The sequence below is a fragment of the Bradyrhizobium sp. ERR14 genome (assembly GCF_014198235.1).
Taxonomy (GTDB): domain Bacteria; phylum Pseudomonadota; class Alphaproteobacteria; order Rhizobiales; family Xanthobacteraceae; genus Bradyrhizobium.
Genome location: NZ_JACIHD010000006.1, coordinates 219,683 through 238,666 on the forward strand (window position 1 = coordinate 219,683; position 18,984 = coordinate 238,666).

18 protein-coding genes are annotated in these 18,984 nt (G+C 65.0%); 9 read left to right on the top strand and 9 right to left on the bottom strand.

Features of this window, described 5'->3' with window-relative positions:
* Positions 1-305 precede the first annotated feature (305 nt).
* From GGD62_RS19255 to hpaR, 5 genes are all read right to left on the bottom strand, one after another.
* On the bottom strand, positions 306-1,610 hold the full coding sequence (locus GGD62_RS19255) for a methyl-accepting chemotaxis protein (RefSeq protein WP_183709569.1): 1,305 nt from the start codon (positions 1,608-1,610) through the stop codon (positions 306-308).
* On the bottom strand, positions 1,588-2,106 hold the full coding sequence (locus GGD62_RS19260) for a PAS domain-containing protein (protein WP_183709571.1): 519 nt from the start codon (positions 2,104-2,106) through the stop codon (positions 1,588-1,590). Before GGD62_RS19260 ends, GGD62_RS19255 begins: the two co-directional genes overlap by 23 nt.
* A gap of 230 nt (positions 2,107-2,336) precedes the next feature.
* A complete protein-coding gene (locus tag GGD62_RS19265) occupies positions 2,337-3,860 on the bottom strand; it encodes a UxaA family hydrolase (protein ID WP_092256842.1) in 1,524 nt (507 codons plus the stop codon).
* A 94-nt stretch (positions 3,861-3,954) separates the two neighbouring features.
* The gene (locus GGD62_RS19270; protein ID WP_008549964.1) at positions 3,955-4,731 is read right to left on the bottom strand and encodes an HpcH/HpaI aldolase/citrate lyase family protein; all 777 of its coding nucleotides are present in this window, start codon (positions 4,729-4,731) and stop codon (positions 3,955-3,957) included.
* A 387-nt stretch (positions 4,732-5,118) separates the two neighbouring features.
* Positions 5,119-5,637 carry a homoprotocatechuate degradation operon regulator HpaR gene (gene hpaR, locus GGD62_RS19275; protein WP_018315666.1) on the bottom strand — a complete coding sequence of 173 codons (519 nt, stop codon included), beginning with the start codon at positions 5,635-5,637 and terminating at the stop codon, positions 5,119-5,121.
* A 111-nt stretch (positions 5,638-5,748) separates the two neighbouring features.
* Between hpaR and hpaH the strand changes: the two genes are divergently transcribed.
* The 6 genes from hpaH to GGD62_RS19305 all read left to right on the top strand — a co-directional run bounded on the left by hpaH (position 5,749) and on the right by GGD62_RS19305 (position 12,330).
* On the top strand, positions 5,749-6,555 hold the full coding sequence (hpaH, locus tag GGD62_RS19280) for a 2-oxo-hept-4-ene-1,7-dioate hydratase (protein WP_183237333.1): 807 nt from the start codon (positions 5,749-5,751) through the stop codon (positions 6,553-6,555).
* Between the two features lie 31 nt (positions 6,556-6,586).
* Positions 6,587-6,985: a 5-carboxymethyl-2-hydroxymuconate Delta-isomerase gene (locus GGD62_RS19285; protein WP_183709573.1), complete on the top strand. Its 399-nt coding sequence runs from the start codon at positions 6,587-6,589 to the stop codon at positions 6,983-6,985.
* Positions 6,978-8,516: a 5-carboxymethyl-2-hydroxymuconate semialdehyde dehydrogenase gene (gene hpaE / locus GGD62_RS19290; protein ID WP_183709575.1), complete on the top strand. Its 1,539-nt coding sequence runs from the start codon at positions 6,978-6,980 to the stop codon at positions 8,514-8,516. The genes GGD62_RS19285 and hpaE overlap by 8 nt, the downstream gene beginning before the upstream one ends.
* A 123-nt stretch (positions 8,517-8,639) precedes the next feature.
* Entirely contained in the window at positions 8,640-9,623 is a 984-nt protein-coding gene (hpaD, locus tag GGD62_RS19295) for a 3,4-dihydroxyphenylacetate 2,3-dioxygenase (RefSeq protein ID WP_183237331.1), read from the top strand.
* Between the two features lie 189 nt (positions 9,624-9,812).
* Positions 9,813-10,682, top strand: coding sequence for a fumarylacetoacetate hydrolase family protein (locus GGD62_RS19300; protein ID WP_183709577.1), 870 nt, complete (start codon positions 9,813-9,815; stop codon positions 10,680-10,682).
* Positions 10,683-10,701: 19 nt separating this feature from the next.
* Positions 10,702-12,330 carry a thiamine pyrophosphate-dependent enzyme gene (locus tag GGD62_RS19305; RefSeq protein ID WP_183709579.1) on the top strand — a complete coding sequence of 543 codons (1,629 nt, stop codon included), beginning with the start codon at positions 10,702-10,704 and terminating at the stop codon, positions 12,328-12,330.
* A 168-nt stretch (positions 12,331-12,498) separates the two neighbouring features.
* Here GGD62_RS19305 and alkB read toward each other — a convergent pair whose 3' ends face one another.
* From alkB to GGD62_RS19325, 4 genes are all read right to left on the bottom strand, one after another.
* Positions 12,499-13,152, bottom strand: coding sequence for a DNA oxidative demethylase AlkB (gene alkB, locus GGD62_RS19310; RefSeq protein WP_183709581.1), 654 nt, complete (start codon positions 13,150-13,152; stop codon positions 12,499-12,501).
* Between the two features lie 9 nt (positions 13,153-13,161).
* Complete coding sequence (locus tag GGD62_RS19315; protein WP_409333953.1) at positions 13,162-13,908, bottom strand: 2OG-Fe(II) oxygenase; 747 nt, start codon at positions 13,906-13,908, stop codon at positions 13,162-13,164.
* Positions 13,909-14,146: 238 nt separating this feature from the next.
* Positions 14,147-14,833 carry a DUF2848 domain-containing protein gene (locus tag GGD62_RS19320; RefSeq protein ID WP_183709585.1) on the bottom strand — a complete coding sequence of 229 codons (687 nt, stop codon included), beginning with the start codon at positions 14,831-14,833 and terminating at the stop codon, positions 14,147-14,149.
* On the bottom strand, positions 14,826-16,175 hold the full coding sequence (locus tag GGD62_RS19325) for an amidase (protein ID WP_183709587.1): 1,350 nt from the start codon (positions 16,173-16,175) through the stop codon (positions 14,826-14,828). Before GGD62_RS19325 ends, GGD62_RS19320 begins: the two co-directional genes overlap by 8 nt.
* A gap of 193 nt (positions 16,176-16,368) precedes the next feature.
* Here GGD62_RS19325 and GGD62_RS19330 point away from each other — a divergent pair, with 193 nt between their 5' ends.
* The 3 genes from GGD62_RS19330 to GGD62_RS19340 all read left to right on the top strand — a co-directional run bounded on the left by GGD62_RS19330 (position 16,369) and on the right by GGD62_RS19340 (position 18,943).
* The gene (locus GGD62_RS19330) at positions 16,369-16,782 is read left to right on the top strand and encodes a Zn-ribbon domain-containing OB-fold protein (protein WP_038957112.1); all 414 of its coding nucleotides are present in this window, start codon (positions 16,369-16,371) and stop codon (positions 16,780-16,782) included.
* Between the two features lie 3 nt (positions 16,783-16,785).
* Positions 16,786-17,925: a thiolase C-terminal domain-containing protein gene (locus GGD62_RS19335; RefSeq protein ID WP_183709589.1), complete on the top strand. Its 1,140-nt coding sequence runs from the start codon at positions 16,786-16,788 to the stop codon at positions 17,923-17,925.
* 103 nt (positions 17,926-18,028) lie between these two features.
* Positions 18,029-18,943: an SDR family oxidoreductase gene (locus GGD62_RS19340; protein WP_018315654.1), complete on the top strand. Its 915-nt coding sequence runs from the start codon at positions 18,029-18,031 to the stop codon at positions 18,941-18,943.
* The last annotated feature ends 41 nt before the right edge of the window (positions 18,944-18,984 follow it).

Below are 18,984 nucleotides of genomic sequence, written 5' to 3' on the forward strand. Positions count from 1 at the left end.
GTTGCTTCTTCCTTCTCCCCTTGTGGGAGAAGGTGGCGCGAAGCGCCGGATGAGGGGTCTCTCTCAACCCGCAAAACCGGTCGTGAGGATAGAGACCCCTCACCCGGCTTCGCTTTCAGCGAAGCCACCCTCTCCCACAAGGGGAGAGGGTAAGACAGTCTCGTAGGGTGGGCAACGGCGCGCGCTTGCGCGCCGTGCCCACGGCTTCCGTTGCGTGGGCACGGCGCAAGTGCGCCTTTGCCCACCCTACGATTCCGAGCCAACCGATAAAGCTCACCCGCGGCCATCGCGCCATGTGCGCAGCCCTACGCCGCCGACGTCAGCCGCTGCAGGAACTGCGTCACTTCGCGCCTGAGCGTCTCGACTTCGCCGTGGACGCGTTCAGAGGCGCTGTTGACGCGGGCAGCGACGCGGCCGGTGTCGGCGGCGGCTTCGCTGATGCCTGACACGTTGGAGGACACCTGCGAGGTACCGACTGATGCTTCCTGGACGTTGCGGGCGATCTCGCGGGTCGCGGAGCCCTGCTGCTCGATCGAGGCGGCGATGCTGGCGGTGATGCCGTCGATCTCCGCGATGGTCTGCGCGATCGCCTCGACGGCCGCGACCGAATTGGTGGTCGATTGCTGCATCTCGCCGACCTTGGTGCTGATCTCCTCGGTCGCCTTGGCGGTCTGGTTGGCGAGGCTCTTGACCTCGGAGGCCACGACGGCGAAGCCGCGGCCGGCCTCGCCTGCCCGCGCCGCCTCGATCGTGGCGTTGAGCGCCAGCAGGTTGGTCTGCTCGGCAATTTCGCTGATCAGCTTGACGACATCGCCGATCCGCAGCGCCGCATCCGCGAGGCTACGAATCTCGCTGCCGGCACGATTGGCTTCGTCGACGGCGCGCCCGGTGCTCGTGGTCGAGCCGGCCACCTGGCGGCTGATCTCGGCGATCGAGGATGCGAGCTGTTCCGCGGCGCTCGCCACCGTCGCAACGTTGCTCGAGGCCTGATCGGACGCACTGCGCATGCCGGAGGTCTGGCGGTTCGTCGTCTCCGCCGCTGCCGCCATCTGGCCGGCATCGGCTTCGAGGTCGGTCGCGGCGCTCATCAGGCTGCCTGCGACCTCGTCGAGATGCGTGCCGAACTGCTTTGCAAGGCCGGCGATCTCGACCACGCGGCGGCCGAGGCCGTCGGTGCCGGCATTGATGACGGTTGCCGAGCGGCGGAACGAGCCGGGCAATCCGCGCGCGAGGATCTTGCGGAAATACTTGCCGCGGCTGGCATAGTCCATCGATGCCGAAGCCTCGCGCACGAAGGCATCAGTGATGTCGAGCATGTCGTTGACCGACTTCTGGATGGCGCCGATCCGCCCCGCTTGCCGCTCGCTCAGGATCCGCGCTTCGAGATCGCCGCGCGCCGCCTTGCGGCAGACATCGGCGACCTCATCGACTGCCACCGCCGTGCGGTGCTGACACCAGACGGCGTAGCCGAGCAGCAGGATCGCCGCCCCGAGCGGCGCTGCGCTGACGATTCCGGTCCAGCCGAGCAGCGAGGCGACGAACGCGATGGTGGCGAGAAGGCACGCGACTGCGGTCGCTCCCTGCGCCTTAGAGAGAGAGCACAAATTCATCGTAACCGACACCGTTTTGCTTGAGCAGACCGACCATCATTTCGAAGCTCGCACGCATGCCGTCCTTGGCATTGGCGTGGCGCGCCTCTTCCGCGCAGAGCGCTTTGTAGATCGGCTTGATGCGCTCGACCGGCGCCGGATCGGGCCTGCGTCGATTGGAGTGATAGCCGATGATGTTGCCGTGATCGTCGAGCGTCGGGGTGACATGGGCGAACACCCAATAATGGCTGCCATCTCCCGCGAGATTGACGACGTAGGCGAAGATTTCCTGCTTGGCCTGGAGCGTATCCCACAGCAGCTTGAAGACGCAGCGTGGCATATCGGGATGGCGGATCCGGCTGTGGGGCGCGCCCATCAGCTGCTTCCAGGGGTATTTCGCCATGCGGAGAAAGACGTCATTGGCGTAGGTGATGCGGCCTTTGAGATCGGTCTTCGATACAATCAGCTGCTCCTCACCGAGGAGATTTTCCACCCCAGTAGGACGTATCGCTTGCATCGGTTCGATCCTCAAAAGGCCGGCCCCACCACGCTGTGGAGCGCATCATCCGCCTGTCTAGGACAACATTGTTAATCAGGTGTAAGCCGCAGATCCCCGGCGAGAGGAGCGTGCCTCCGTATCATTACGTAGCGAACGATCGGTGCATTTCGCGCGACCACACGCGCTGCCCATCGCCCGCGCGTTACCCCCAATGACACGCAATTGCATCTGTGCTGCGCGACGCGCGATTACATCGTCGCGCCGAGCACCCAGGGCGCGAACTCGGCGCCGCCAAAATCGAAGCTCTCGCTCTTGGTCGGCTGGCCGGAGGCGGTCTTCAGAATGAGCTCGAAGATGCGCTGGCCGCATTGCTCCACGCTCTCCTCGCCTTCGAGGATGGTGCCGCAATTGACGTCCATGTCCTCTTCCATGCGCTTGTACATGGGCGTGTTGGTGGCGAGCTTGATCGAGGGCGCCGGCTTGCAGCCGAACACGCTGCCGCGTCCCGTGGTGAAGCAGACGAGATTGGCACCGCCCGCGACCTGCCCGGTTGCCGCAACAGGGTCGTAGCCGGGCGTGTCCATGAAGACAAAACCCTTCTTGGTGATGGGCTCGGCGTAACGCAGTACCTCGACGAGATTGGTGGTGCCGGCCTTCGCCATCGCACCGAGCGATTTTTCAAGAATGGTGGTGAGGCCGCCGGCCTTGTTGCCGGGGCTCGGATTGGCGTTCATCTCGGCGCCTTCGCGCTCGGTGTATTCGTCCCACCAGCGCATCAGGTCGACCAGCTTCTCGCCGACCTCGCGGCTGACGGCGCGGCGCGTCAAGAGATGCTCGGCGCCGTAGGTCTCCGGCGTCTCCGACAGGATCACGGTGCCGCCGTGACGCACGATGAGATCGCTGGCCGCACCGAGCGCGGGATTGGCGGACACGCCGGAATAGCCGTCGGAGCCGCCGCATTGCAGGGCGACGGTGAGCTCGCTCGCCGGCACCGTCTCGCGCTTGACCTTGTTGGCGTCAGCCAGCGCCTCGCGCACGAAGGCGATGCCCGCCTCCACCGTCTTGCGGGTACCGCCGACCTCCTGGATGTCCATCGCGCGCAGGCGTCCCGCGAGCTTCTGCTCCTCCATCAGGCCGCCAATCTGGTTCACCTCGCAGCCGAGGCCGAGCACGATGACGTGAGAGAAATTGACGTGGCGCGCATAGCCGCCAAGCGTGCGGCGGAGCAACGCCAAGGGCTCGTTCTGCGTCATGCCGCAGCCGGTTTTGTGGGTCAGCGCGACCACGCCGTCGACATTGGGGAAATCGGCCAGCGGATTGTCGCCGGTGAAGGGATTCTTCTTGAAGACGTCGGCGACGAGGCTTGCGACATGGGCACTGCAATTCACCGAGGTGAGGATGCCGATATAGTTGCGCGTGGCGACGCGGCCGTCCGGACGGCGGATGCCCTCGAAGGTCGCCGGCAGGTCGAAATTCGGCGTCGGCTTGACGTCGGCGCAATAGGCATAGTCTTTTGAGAAGTCGCCCATGCCGATATTCTGCACGTGCACGTGCTGGCCCGGCGCGATCGGAATGGTCGCAAAGCCGATGATCTGGCCGTAGCGGATGACAGGCTCACCCACAGCGATCGGCTTGATCGCGACCTTGTGGCCGGAGGGAATGCGCTCGACCGTGGTCACGCCGTCAGCAACGACAGTGCCGGGCGGCAGGCTGGCGCGCGCGATCAGCACGCCATCATCGGGATGCAGGCGGATGACGGGGCTGATGGTCATGGCAGGTCTCCTTGAGCGAATAGTGAGTAGCGAGTGGCGAATGGAAAAAGGGGAGCAGCACTATTCGCTACCCCCATTCGCCATTCGCGATGTCTTAGGCCTTCCCGCCCGAATCCTTGCGGGTGGCATTGACCTGCATCTTGGCGTAGGTGGTCATCAGGCCGACCTCGTTCGACAGCGTCACCAGCTTGAAGCCCATGTTGATGGCGCGCGCTGCGCCTTCGGCGCCGCTGCAATGGATGCCCGGGTTGAGGCCGCGCTTGCCGCATTCCTTGATGATCTTCTCGTAGATCGCCAGGATCTCGGGCTCGCTGCGGTCGAGCTTGGGCTCGAGGCCGTAGGAGAAGCCGAGGTCGGACGGGCCGATATAGACGCCGTCGATGCCTTCGACGTCGAGGATCGCTTCCATGTTCTCGACCGCGGTCTTGGTCTCCATCATCGGCAGCAGGATGGTGTCGGCATTCGCGGTCTTCTGATACGAGCCCGCGGTGCCGTACATGCCGGCGCGGATCGGGCCGTTGGAGCGCACGCCCTGCGGCGGATATTTGGAATAGGAGACCAGGTTCCTGGCTTCCTGCGGCGTGTTGACCATCGGGCAGATCACGCCATAGGCGCCGCCGTCGAGCACCTTGCCGATGATGCCGGGCTCGTTCCAGGGCACACGGACCATCGGGGTCACGGGGTGCTTGTCCATGGCCTGGAAGCACTGCACCATCGAGAGATAGTCCTGCACGCCATGCTGCATGTCGACGGTGACGCTGTCGAAGCCGCATTGCGCGATCATCTCGGCCGAGAAGCCGGAGGGTATAGCGAGCCACGCATTGACCACGGCCTTGCCCGATTTCCAGATTTCCTTGACCTTGTTCGCCACGTTGCCTTCCTTCTTTGTTGTTTGAACCTTCGTCACCATGACGAGCGCCGCGACAGCACGACCCGCTGTTAGCGCGAACCGGAGCGCCGCGCTACGCTCGCAATGACGCAACGCCTATGCGCTCGCGCGCTGGATACCGACTTCGCTGACACTGACCTCGCGGGCGGCGCCCACTATTGCCGCCTGGGGTGTCATCCGGCAAGGGATCGGGCCGCTCTGTCACGATTTTCCGCCCCGGATCGCCCGGAATCGGCGCCCCCCGATCCCCCGCATCGGCTCGGCGGCGTGCATGGGCAGTTTAGCCCCTGGCATCGACACGGCCAGCGTCGCCCACCTTCGAATCGACGTCAAACCATCGCCGACGCCCAGGTTCCGGCCATCACGTGCTCACTCCTCGGCACTTGCCTCCTCGCTTGCGCCAAGCTCTGCAAGACTCTGTTCGAGCGCGCCGAGCATCTCCTGCAATTCGGCGAGCTTGCGTGCGCCGAACCGTCGCGTGATCTCGGCATAGATCGCTTCCGACGTCGGCGCCACCGAGGCCATCAGCTTCACGCCCTCTTTCGAGATCGAGACCATGCTGCGGCGCTGGTCCGCCTTCGCCGTCTTTCGTTCGATCAGATTGCGCGCCTCGAGATCGCGCAGGATGCGCGACAGGCTCGGGCCGAGCAGGAACGCCGTGCGCGCGAGTTCCGTGACCTCGACCGTTTCGATCGCCGCCAGTGCACGCAGGATGCGCCATTGCTGCTCGGTCAAGCCGTGCTCGCGCAGCGAGGGACGAAACTGCCGCATCACCGCTTCGCGGGCTCGCAACAGCGACATCGGCAGAGAGCGGGAGAAATCGCGCATCGGCACCTGCCGTGCGGCAGGCGCGCTTCCGTTGGCTGGATCAGCCGGTCTCTTCACCATGATGCCCTTTCAAACCGCAAAACGTTTGCAGTGCAGCAAGCCGAAATTGTGTTTGACGCATTCACTTAACATGTTAAGTATCTCCCGGCACCTCAGTTTGTAAGATCACAAATGGCGCTTTCCAACGACGATATCCAAGCTTGCGCACGGCGTCTGCATCAGGCGGAGAAGACCCGCGTGCAGATCCGGCAGCTGTCGCAGGATTTCCCCGGCATCACCATCACCGATGCCTACGCGATTCAGAAAGCCTGGGTCGACGTCAAGATCGCCGAGGGCCGCATCGTCAAGGGCCACAAGATCGGCCTGACCTCGAAGGCGATGCAGAACGCGCTCAATATCGACGAGCCCGATTCCGGCGTGCTGCTCGACGACATGTTCTTCGCCGATGGCGGGATCGTTCCGACCGAGCGCTTCATCGCCACGCGCGTCGAGGCCGAGCTCGCCTTCGTCATGAGCAAGCGGCTCGCAGGGCCGGACTGCACGCTGTTCGACGTCCTCAACGCCACCGACTTCGTGGTGCCGGCATTGGAGATTCTGGATACGCGGATCGAGCGCGTCGATCCCCAGACCAAAGCGACGCGAAAGATTTTCGACACCGTCGCCGACAATGCGGCGAATGCCGGCATCGTGCTCGGCGGACGGCCGATCCGCCCGCTCGACGCAGACCTGCGCTGGATCGGCTCGCTGTGCTTTCGAAACGGCCAGCTCGAAGAGACCGGCCTTGCCGCCGGCGTGCTCAATCATCCGGCGACCGCCGTCGCCTGGCTCGCCAACAAGATCGCGCCGCTCGGCCTTGCGCTGGAGCCTGGACAGGTCGTGCTTGCCGGCTCCTTCATCCGCCCGATCGAGACCCGCAAGGGCGACACAATTCAGGCCGATTATGGCGCCTACGGATCGGTCAGCTGCTACTTCGCTTAAGGCGCATAAGAATACAGGGAGTGAAACCGCGATGCCGCATTTCACGATTGAATATTCGGCCAATCTCGATGGCCGCCTCGATATCGCGGCGGTGTGCGAGATCGTGCGCAAGGCGGCGATCGAGACTGGCATCTTCCCGCTCGGCGGCATCCGCGTCCGCGCCATCAGGTGCGAGCACTATGCGATCGCCGATGACAGGCAAGACTACGGCTTTCTCGACATGGTGCTGCGCATCGGCGAAGGCCGCGACCTTCCCACGCGCCAGAAAGCCGGCGAGCACGTCTTCCAGGCACTCTCCCGCCATCTCGATCCCGTCTTCGCTGCCAGCAAATTCGCTTTGTCGTTCGACATGCAGATCAACGACAAGGACACCAGCTGGAAGCGCAACAACATCCACGACGCCCTGAAAGTGGAAGCCGCCCATGGATAAGCCCAGCCCGAAAGCCGATGTATTCCAGGCCAACCGCGACCGCGTCGCACCGCTGCTGAAGAAGCTGCGTGCCGACGGCATCGGTCACATGATCGACGGCAAGGCCGTTGCCTCGATCTCCGGCGAGACGTTCGAGACGAAGTCACCGGTCGACGGCACAACGCTCGCAAGTGTCGCGCGCGGTACTGCCGAGGACATCGACCGCGCCGCAATGGCCGCTTCGCTTGCCTTCAAGTCCTGGCGCGACATGGGCCCGGCGATGCGGAAGAAGCTGCTGCATCGCGTGGCCGACGCGATCGAGGACAACGCCGACGACATCGCGGTGCTCGAATGCATCGACACCGGCCAGGCCTATCGCTTCATGGCCAAGGCCGCGATCCGCGCCGCCGAGAATTTCCGCTTCTTCGCCGACAAATGCGCGGAGGCGCGCGACGGCCTCAACACGCCGAGCGATGAGCACTGGAATATCTCGACCCGCGTGCCGATCGGCCCGGTCGGCGTGATCACGCCGTGGAATACGCCGTTCATGCTCTCGACCTGGAAGATCGCCCCTGCCCTCGCTGCCGGCTGCACCGTCGTGCACAAGCCGGCCGAATGGTCGCCGGTCACTGCGGACATGCTCAGCAAGCTCGTCAAGCAGGCCGGCGTTCCCGACGGCGTGCTCAACACAGTCCACGGCTTCGGTGAGGAGGCCGGCAAGGCGCTGACCGAGCATCCCGCGATCAAGGCGATCGGCTTCGTCGGCGAGAGCGCGACGGGCTCGGCGATCATGGTGCAGGGTGCGCCGACCTTGAAGCGCGTGCATTTCGAGCTCGGCGGCAAGAACCCCGTGATCGTGTTCGACGATGCCGATCTCGACCGCGCGCTCGATGCCGTCGTCTTCATGATCTACTCGCTCAACGGCGAACGCTGCACGTCATCGAGCCGCCTCCTGGTTCAGGCCGGCATTGCCGACAAGTTCACCGAGAAGCTCACCGCGCGCGTGAAGGCGCTGAAGGTCGGCCATCCCCTCGATCCCGCCACCGAGATCGGACCGCTGATCCACGAGCGGCATCTGGCAAAAGTGTGCTCCTATTTCGACGTCGCGCGCCAGGACGGCGCTGTGATCGCCGTCGGCGGCAAGGCCCATGACGGCCCGGGCGGCGGACATTATGTCGAGCCTACCTTGGTCACCGGCGCACACGGCAAGATGCGCGTGGCGCAGGAGGAGGTGTTCGGCCCGTTCCTCACGGTGCTGCCCTTCAAGGACGAAGCCGAAGCCGTCGAGATCGCCAACGACATCCGCTACGGCCTGACCGGCTATGTCTGGACCAACGATGTCGGCCGCGCACTACGTGTCGCCGACGCGCTGGAGGCCGGCATGATCTGGCTCAACTCGGAAAATGTCCGCCATTTGCCGACGCCGTTCGGCGGCATGAAAGCCTCCGGCATCGGCCGCGACGGCGGCGATTACTCGTTCGATTTCTACATGGAAACCAAGCACGTCTCGCTGGCGCGGGGCACGCACAAGATTCAGAAACTGGGAATTTAACGCTTCGTCGTTCCGGAGCGCGAAGCGAATCCGGAGCCTCGAGATTCTCAGGTGCGCAATTGCGCACCATAGTTCGGCTCTTCGAGCCGCCCGGAATGACGACCGAGCCGAGGGGAAACGCAAATGCCCGTACCGCAACACATCTTCGAGCCGCCGTTCAACATCATCCGCTCCAGCCACGTCGTGCTTGACGTCACCGACTTGAAGCTGAGCCGCGAGTTCTACGAGACCATTGTCGGCCTGCATGTCGAGGACGCCGACGACAAGGTCGTGTACTTGCGCGCAGCGGAAGAGCATCAGCACCACTCTTTAGTGCTGCGGAAGGCTGCAGTCCCGGCGTGCGCGCGGCTCGGTTTCAAGGTCGGCAACGATGGGGATCTCGACAAGGCCGCTGCTTTCCTTTCGGAGAACGGCCTCGCCTACGCCTTCGTCGACCAGCCGTTCCAGGGCCGGACCCTGCAGTTCACCGACCCCTTCGGCTTCCAGATCGAGCTCTATGCGTCGATGGACCGGCGGCCGCATCTGCTGCGCCGCTATGATCTCTACCGGGGCTGCCACCCGCAGCGGCTCGATCATTTCAACGTCTTCGCCGCCGAGGTGCAGGACACCGTGGAGTTCTACGCCCGGCTCGGCTTCCGCCTCACTGAATATGCCGAGGAGGATGGACCGAACGGCCGCATCGCCGCGGCCTGGATGCATCGCAAGGGCAATGTCCACGACTTCGCCATCACCAACGGCAAGGGCCCTCGCCTGCACCATTTCGCCTACTGGACGCCGACGGCGATGAACATCATCCATCTCTGCGACGTCATGGCGTCCCAAGGCTTCGTCAAGAACATCGAGCGCGGTCCCGGACGCCACGGCATCTCGAACGCATTCTTCCTCTATGTGCGCGATCCCGACGGACACCGGCTCGAGCTCTACACCAGCGACTATTTCACCGGGGATCACGACCACGAGCCGCTGCGCTGGTCGCTGCGCGATCCGCGCCGCCAGACGCTGTGGGGCGCACCCGCCCCGCGCTCCTGGTTCGAGCAGGGCTCGCCGTTTAGCGGCCAAGCCTTGCGCGAGCCAAAATTCGTGGCCGACGTGCTGGTGGCGGATTGATGACGGTTACAGGCACGGCCTCTCCCCCCGTCGTCCCTGCGAAAGCAGGGACCCATAACCACAGGGTGCAGTTTGGCGGAGTGTGGTCGTTCGGGAACGCCCTCGCGCACTATCGATACATCACGCGGTATGGGTCCCTGCTCCCGTGCGCAATTGCGCACTAGGCAGGGACGACAAGAGAGATCGCCTATGAAACTCCCTCGCCTCGCCACCTATTCCGTCAAGGGTGATGTCAGCTACGGTGCCGTCCTCGAGGGCGGCATCGTCGACCTCTCCGCGCGCTACGCAAAACACTATCCGACGCTGCGCGAGGTGATCGCGGCCGGCAAGCTCGTGAGCCTTGCCGAGGAAGCCGCCGGTCGCACGCCCGATCAACCGATCGCCGATATCACCTGGCTGCCGCCAGTGCCCGCGCCGGAGAAGATCATCTGCATCGGCGTCAACTATCCCGACCGTAACGCCGAATACAAGGACGGCCAGGACGCGCCGAAATATCCGAGCATGTTCATGCGCTCGCCCCGCTCCTTCGTCGGCCACGACACGCCGCTGGTGCGCCCGCGTGCGTCCGCACAGCTCGACTATGAGGGCGAGATCGTGCTGGTGATCGGCAAGCAAGGCCGCCACATCCCGGAAAGCAGCGCGCTCGATCACATCGCGGCGCTCACGCTGTGCAACGAAGGCTCGGTGCGCGACTGGCTGCGCCACGCCAAGTTCAACGTCACCCAGGGCAAGAACTTTGATTCCAGCGGCAGCCTCGGCCCATGGCTCGTGCCCTACGTCCAGGAATCTCAGATCGCCGATGTCAGGCTCACCACGCATGTCAACGGCGAGCTCAGGCAGGACGATCGCACCAGCCGGCTGATGTTCTCCTTCCGCTATCTCATCAACTATATCTCCACCTTCGCAACGCTCGTCCCCGGCGATATCATCGTCACGGGCACGCCGACCGGCGCCGGTGCCCGGTTCGATCCCCCGCGGTACCTGAAGCCCGGCGACGTCATCGAAGTCGCGGCCGAAGGCATCGGCAGCTTGCGCAACGGTGTCGTCGACGAAGCCTGAACAAGATTGGAATGATGCAATGACCACCCTCACCGGCGGCGAAGCGATCGTAAGCGGCCTGGTCGCCCATGGCGTCGACACCGTGTTCGGCCTGCCGGGCGCGCAGGTCTACGGCCTGTTCGACGCCTTCCATCAGGCCCAGCTCAAGGTGATCGGCGCGCGGCACGAGCAGGCCTGCGGCTACATGGCGTTCGGCTATGCGCGCTCCAGCGGCAAGCCCGGCGTGTTCAGCGTGGTGCCCGGCCCCGGCGTGCTCAATGCGAGTGCGGCGCTGCTCACCGCGTTCGGCTGCAACGAGCCGGTGCTGTGCGTCACCGGCCAGGTGCCGACGCAGTTTTTGGGCAAGGGCCGCGGCCATCTGCACGAGATGCCGGACCAGCTCGCGACCTTGCGCACCTATGTGAAATGGGCCGACCGGATCGAATATCCCGGCAATGCGCCGACGGTCGTCGCGCGCGCCTTCCAGGAGATGATGTCGGGACGGCGTGGCCCGGCCTCGGTCGAGATGCCCTGGGACGTCTTCACCCAGCGCGCGGACACCGCCGCTTCCCGGGTGCTGGAGCCGCTGCCCGCACCGCAGCCCGATCCGGATCTCGCCAAGCAGGCCGCCGCGTTGATCAAGGCCAGCAAGGCACCGATGATTTTTGTCGGCAGCGGCGCGATCGAGGCAGGCGAGGAGATCCTCGAGCTCGCCGAGATGATCGATGCGCCTGTGGTCGCCTTCCGCAGCGGCCGCGGCATCGTCTCCAATGCGCATGAGCTGGGCCTCACAATGGCCGCGGCCTACAAGCTGTGGCCGACAACCGATGTGATGATCGCAATCGGCACCCGCGCAGAGCTGCCGGCATCCGGCTTCCGCTGGCCCTATCAGCCGAAGGGGCTGAAATCGGTTCGGATCGACATCGACCCGACCGAGATGCGCCGGGTCGTCGTCGATGCCGCCATCGTCGCCGATGCCAAGGCCGGAACGGCCGATCTCGTCGCGGCCGTGAAGAAAGCCGGCTTTACGCGGACCCGTGGCCGGCGGGAGGACATCCGCGAGGCGACCGCGGCCGCGCAAGCCGAGATCCAGCGCATCCAGCCGCAGATGGCGTATCTCAACATCCTGCGCGAGGTGCTGCCGGCGAACGCGATCGTCACCGATGAACTGTCGCAGGTCGGCTTTGCCTCCTGGTACGGCTTTCCGATCTACCAGCCGCGCACCTTCATCACGTCAGGCTATCAGGGCACGCTCGGCTCGGGCTTCCCGACCGCGCTAGGTGCCAAGGTCGCCAACCCCGACAAGCCGGTGGTGGCGATCACCGGCGACGGCGGCTTCATGTTCGGCGTGCAGGAGCTTTCCACCGCCGTGCAGTTCAACATCGGCGTGGTGACGCTGGTGTTCAACAACAACGCCTATGGCAACGTCCGCCGCGACCAGCGCGAACGTTTCGAAGGCCGCGTAGTGGCGTCCGACCTCGTCAATCCGGATTTCGTCAAGCTCGCGGAGTCGTTCGGCGTTGCCGCTTCGCGCGTCACCGCGCCCGATCAGTTCAAGGCCGTGCTGGAAAAGGCGCTGGCGCACAGCGGGCCGTATCTGATCTCGGTCGAGGTGACGCGCGATTCGGAGGTCAGCCCCTGGGCGTTCATTCACCCGCCGAAGCCTTAGTCGGAGCATCGTCGTTCCAGGGTTCTTCCCTTCTCCCCTTGTGGGAGAAGGTGGATCGCTGACGCGAAGCGGCAGCGAGACGGATGAGGGGTCTGTCTTGGCGGATAAAGACCCCTCATCCGCCTTCCCTTCGGGAAGGCACCTTCTCCCACAAGGGGAGAAGGAAGGTCACCGCGTCCTGCGGAACGTCAGATTGATCCGCTTCCGCCCCAGCAGCGCATGCTCACCTTCCGCGAGCGGCGCGACGCCGTGATAGGCAAGCCGGCTAGGTCCGCCCCAGACCACGACATCGCCATGCACCAGGCGGAAGCGGCGCGGCTTGTCGGCGCGCGCCAGGCCGCCGAACAGGAAGGTCGCGGGCAATCCGAGCGAGACCGAGACGATCGGCGCCGAATAGTCCAGCTCGTCCTTGTCCTGATGCAGCGACAGCCGCGTGCCGGGCTCGTAGCGGTTAACGAGGCAGGCATCGGGCGCGAAGTTTTGGAAGCCGCCCTGCTCCGCGGCGTGGCGGGCGAGATCGCGGAGCACCGGCGGCATTTCGGGCCATGGCGCACCGGTGCGCGGATCGATGGGGTCGTAGCGATAGCCGGTGTGATCGGTGATCCAGCCACGCTCGCCGCAATTGGTCATCGCCACCGACATCAGATGACCACCGGGCGTGGTCATGCGACGGAACGGCGACTGCGCCACGATCGCGCGCACGGCGGCGATCAGCTCGGTCTCGATCGGCTTGACGAAGCCGCGCAGCAGCACGGCACCATCGGCGATCTCCTCGCGCGACGGCTGCGCCTCGGCAACGCTGTCGAACAGATCAGCCGTCAATCGCAGCACTCATTTGGCATCGTGGAAAATTACACCCAACGTGTGGCGCTGGCCGGACCTGATGCGGCTGACGCCATGGCGCAGATTAACGCGGTAAGTGCCGCGTGTCCCCTGCACCGGGCGGTGATGCACAGCGAAGGCGACGGCGTCGCCCCGCGCGAGTGGAACCACCTCGGCGCGGGACTGCATGCGCGGCCGTTGCTCGGTCAGCACGAATTCGCCGCCGGTGAAGTCGCGGCCCGGCTCGGAGAGCAGGATCGCGACCTGGAGCGGGAACACGTGCTCGCCATAGAGGTCCTGGTGCAGGCAATTGTAGTCGCCCGCCTCATATTGCAGCAGCAGCGGCGTCGGCCGCGCCTGCCCCGCCTCGTGGCAGCGTTTCAGGAACGCCGCATGCGCGGCGGGATAGCGAATGTCGATCCCCATCGCCTCGTTCCAGCGATTGGCGACGCCTTGCAGATGCGCGTAGAGCGCCGGGCGCAGCTGCGCGATCAGATCGGGCAGCGGATAGGAGAAATATTTGTACTCGCCGCGGCCGAAGCCGTGGCGGCCCATGACGATGCGACTGCGAAACTGCGTGTCGTCCGGGTAGAGCGCGGCAACGGCGCGGCACTGGTCCGGCGTCAACAGGCCCTTCAGGACGGCGCAGCCCTCGGAATCGAGTTCGGCCGTGATCTGCGGCCAGTCGAGGGCGTCGACGTGGGCGGTGAGGTCGGGAACGGAGGATTGGGCCGATTTTCGTGCGGTCATTGTCATAACAATCACCTTCGCAGTCCGACGTTCACCCCGCCACCCGATTTCCGACGACTGTCTCCCCGTCATTGCAAGGGAAGAGCGACAGCGGAAATCAAGCAGACCAGTTTCGTAGGGTGGGCAAAGGCGCCCTTGCGCCGTGCCCACGTCTTCGCAAGACGTGGGCACGCTTCCGCCGTCGCTCTTCGAGCTATGGCGGACAAGTCGCTTTGCCCACCCTACGGGACCATCGCTTGTGGAGCTAGCCTCTCACCGGCAACGTCGCCACGTCATAGCCATGCCTGATCGTCCGCTTCAGCACGGGGTCTTCCAGCTCGAAATCGAAGCGCTCCGCCGGGCGGATGCCGCCCTTGGCTGCAAACGTGCCGCCGAACATGGCGCAACCGTCGGGGAATTTTCCTCCTTCGAAGCCGCGCGCGATGAGATCCTTCACCGGCAGCATCGCGTCCAGCGTGCCCTCCTGGTAGAGCACTCGCTCGCCCTTGATCGTGGCGTAGGAGCGCAGGATCATCCTGTCCCAGTGGCCGATGACGTCTTCCAGCTCCCACAGCGTGGCGGCGATCGGTTTGTCGCACATCTGCTTGGACACGGTGACGTTGTAGGCCTCGACCTTGCGGTCGGTGTGGTCGGAGCCGCAGCCGACGAAGATGCGGCCCTGCCAGCCGATCAGCACGAACTCGACCTCGCCGGAGGAATCCCCGCCGGTGCATTCGATGCTGTCTTCCTGGGTCAGCCGCCGCGCCGAGGCACGGTAGTAGATCGGCGTCGAGGCCGGCGGGGCGATGCCCACCTCCTGCAGCTCGGCGATGTGCTTGTCGCGCGCAACGGGGTCGCGGCCGGTCCAGCCGGCGATGACCATCTGATCGATCGCGAGCGTCAGCGGCGTGGTGGTGTCCTGGGCATCGACGGTGAAAGTCAGGTCAAACACGAATGACGGCCTCCATGCCGGCAGCAAGTTCGAAAATACGATGGTCCGTTCCGCCCGCGCCCGCCAGCATCAGGCCGACCGGGACGTCGCCCTGGCGATGTGCCGGCAGCGAGATGGCGCAGCCGTCGATCATGTTGATCAGGCTGCAGTTGCGCAGTGCGCGGATGTTCTCGCGCGTGAATGCCTTGTCATCGGCAAGGTCGGCGATCTTCGGCGGCGTGTTGGGCGTGGTCGGCAGCACCAGCGCATCATAGGGCGCAATGCGCGCGTTGACGCGGGCGATCAGCGAGCGACGCTCGTTGAGGAGATCGATGTAATCGGCCGCGCTCTGCGCCTCGCCGCGCATGATGCGGACAGAGACACGGGGATCATAAACATCGCCCTTGGAGGTGATGAGATAGCGGTGCCAGGCGTAGCTCTCGGACGCGGCAAAGCCGCCCTTGGCGTTCATCGGGCCAATGTCATGAAACTCCGCCATCTCGATGCGCTCGATGATGGCGCCGTGATCGGAAAGCGTTTTCAGGGCGCGTTCGAACGTCTCGGCCACCTCAGCGTCGAGGTCGTCGAGCGCGATCGTGGTCGGCACCGCCAGTCGCATGCCCTGGATCGGACGCGGCTTCAGCGGGGCGATCGGCTCGTTCGCGAGCACGGCGTCGAGTATGGCACAGCAACTGACCGATCGTGCCAGAGGCCCGATGCTGTCGAGCGAGAACGACAGCGGCACGGAGCCATCGAGCGGCACGCGCCGCTGCGTCGGCTTGTAGCCGACGATGCCGTTGAAGGCGGCCGGAATCCGGCAGGAGCCGCCGGTGTCGGTGCCGAGCGCGCCGTGTGCCATGCCGTCGAGCACGGACACCGCCGCGCCCGCGGAGGAGCCGCCCGGCACGTGGCCTTCGGCCCTGTTCCAGGCCCCCTTCGGCGTGCCGTAATGCGGATTGATGCCGATGCCGGAATAGGCGAACTCGGTCATGTTGGTGCGCCCGATCACGACGAAGCCGGCCCTGCGCAGCCGCGCCACCGTCGCCGCATCCTGCTCGGCCGGCGGCGAATCGTCGAGCGCGCGCGACCCGGCGCGCGTCACCTGGCCCTTGATGTCGAACAGATCCTTGATCGAGATCGGGATGCCGGCATACCGCGATGGCGCCGCCTTGGCCTTGCGCAAGCCGTCCATCGCGTCGGCCGCGGCGAGCGCGGCGTCCTTGTCGACATGGAGGAAGGTGCGCTGGCCCTCCCCGGCGGGATCGGCGATCCTGGCGATGCAGGCTTCGACCAGCTTGCGGGCGGTGGTGCGGCCGCTTTCGAGGTCTTCGGCGAGCTTCGCCAGCGTCGGAAATTCGGGCATGTCTGTCTCACGGAATATTGTCGCGCGCAATCTATAGCGCTGCCTCAGTTCGACACAAGCATTGTGCGCATGATGGCATGCATGCGTATTGCTGGACCGTTGACGCCCCATGGTCGATTGTCGCATCAAGATCGAAATGGGCGGGCGTGAAGCCCACCCTATCAAGATTTGCTTTCTGGGAGGGCGTTCCGACATGGCCGAACCGCAACGGGCGCGACCGAAACCGACGCCGGAGACCCAGCATTTCTGGGACGGCACGAAGGCGGGCGAATTGCGCCTGCAGCGCTGCGACGCCTGCGCGCATGTCTACTTCCCGCCGCGCCCGTTCTGCCCATCCTGCGCCTCGCGCAAGGTCAGCATCTTCAAGGCGAGCGGCAAAGGCTTCCTCTACAGCTACGTGATCAACCACCGCCCAGCCGCGCCCGGCTTCACGCCGCCTTATGCGATCGCAGTGGTGGAGCTTGCCGAGGGACCGCGGATGATGAGCAACATCATCGACTGTCCGCAGACGCCCGAGGCGCTCGAGCTCGACATGAAGCTCGAGGTCGCCTTCCAGGCACTCGACGACAAGATCACCCTCCCCGTGTTTCGTCCGGCGAAGGGGTAGACCATGCGCAGAAACCAGGTTGCCATCGCCGGCGCGGCCGAGACCACCGAGCTCGGTGTCATCCCGAACGCCTCGCAGCTCCAGCTGCACGCGGATGCGGCGCTCAACGCCATCGCCGATGCCGGACTGAAGCTCTCCGACATCGACGGTTTTGCCACCGCGGTCGAGACGCCCCAGCAGGTCTGCCACTATCTCGGCATCAAGCCGACCTGGGTGGACGGCACCTCGGTCGGCGGCTGCTCCTTCATGCTGCACGTTCGGCATGCCGCGGCGGCGATTGAGGCGGGCCTGTGCAAGACCGTGCTGATCACGCACGCCGAGAGCGGCAAGTCGATGATCGGCAAGGCGCCGCGCTCAATCCCCGCCGACAGCCTGCAAGGCCAGTTCGAGGCGCCGTTCGGGGTCTACGGGCCGCCGAGCATGTTCCCGATCCCCGTGCTGCGTTTCATGAAGACCTACGGCATCACGCACGAGCAGCTCGCCGCCGTCGCGGTCGTGCAGCGGGAATGGGCGGCGAAGAATCCGCGCGCGATGATGAAGGATCCGATCACGGTCGCCGACGTGCTCAATTCGCGCATGATCGCCTATCCGTTCCGCCTGCTGCAATGCTGCCTCGTCACCGACGGCGGCGGCGGGCTGATCCTGACCTCGGCCGATCGCGCCAGGGATTTTCCGCGCAAGCCCGTCTACATCATGGGCACCGGCGAGAGCGTGGAGACGCCGATGGTCAGCCAGATGGAGACCTTCAACTCCTCGCGCGCGTTCAAGACCGCGGGGCCGCTGGCCTTCAGGGAAGCCGGCATTGCCCACAAGGACGTCGATCATCTCATGATCTACGATGCGTTCGCGCATCTGCCGCTGTTCGGCCTCGGCGATCTCGGCTTCATGCCGCACGAGGAGACCGGCAAGTTCATTGCCGACGGCAACACGCGTCCGGGCGGCAAGTTGCCGCTCAACACCAATGGCGGCGGATTGAGCTACATGCATTCGGGCATGTACGGCATGTACGCGCTGCAGGAGAGCGTGCGGCAGATGCGCGGCATCGCGCCGGCGCAGGTGCCGAATGCGAAGATTTCGGTGTGCCACGGCGTCGGCGGCATGTTCGCGGCAAGTGGCACGATCGTGTTTACGAACGAGAGGTAAGGCACCGTCATTCCGGGCGCGCGCAGCGCGACCCGGAATCTCGAGATTCCGGGTCTGGTGCTTCGCACCATCCCGGAATGACGGGCACAACAGGAGGCATCCCATGACTAAATCACTGCAGGACAAGGTCATCATCGTCACCGGCGCTGGCCGCGGCATCGGTCGCGAGATCGCGCTGCTTTGTGCGGCGGAAGGCGCCAAGGTCGTGGTCAACGATCCCGGTGGAGCCTCGGACGGCGCGGGTTCGAACGCGGCGCCCGCCGAGGAGGTGGTCGAGGAAATCAAGAAGCGCGGCGGCACCGCGGTTGCCAATTTCGAGTCGGTGGCTGAAGCGATCCCCGCCAGCAAGATCGTGAAGACCGCGACCGATCATTTCGGCCGGCTCGACGGCGTCGTCAACAATGCCGGCATCCTGCGTGACATGATCTTCCACAAGATGAGCGTGGAGGCGTTCGAGGCCGTCATCAAGGTGCATCTGATGGGCTCGTTCTACGTCAGCCACGCCGCCGCGCGAATCTTCCGCGAGCAGGAGTCGGGCTCCTTCGTGCACTTCACCTCGACCTCCGGCCTGATCGGTAATTTCGGCCAGGCCAACTACGCCGCCGCCAAGCTCGGCATCGTCGGCCTCTCCAAATCCATCGCACTCGACATGGGCCGTTTCAATGTCCGCTCCAACTGCGTCTCGCCGTTCGCCTGGACGCGCATGATCGGCACCATTCCGACCGAGACTGAAGCCGAGAAGGCGCGGGTCGAGAAGATCAAGCAGATGGGACCGGAAAAGATCGCCCCGCTCTGCGGCTATCTGATCTCCGATGCCGCCAAGGACGTCACCGGGCAGATCTTTGGCGTGCGCATGAACGAGATCTTCCTGTTCAGCCAGAACCGTCCGATCCGCTCGGTGCAGCGGAGCGAAGGCTGGACGCCGCAGTCGATCGCGGAACATGGCATGCCGGCGCTGAAGGGCTCGTTCTACGAGCTCGACCGCTCCGCCGACATTTTCACCTGGGATCCCGTCTAGCCGCATTTCCGGCATCCCTGCCCTGCGATCTCCGGTTGTCT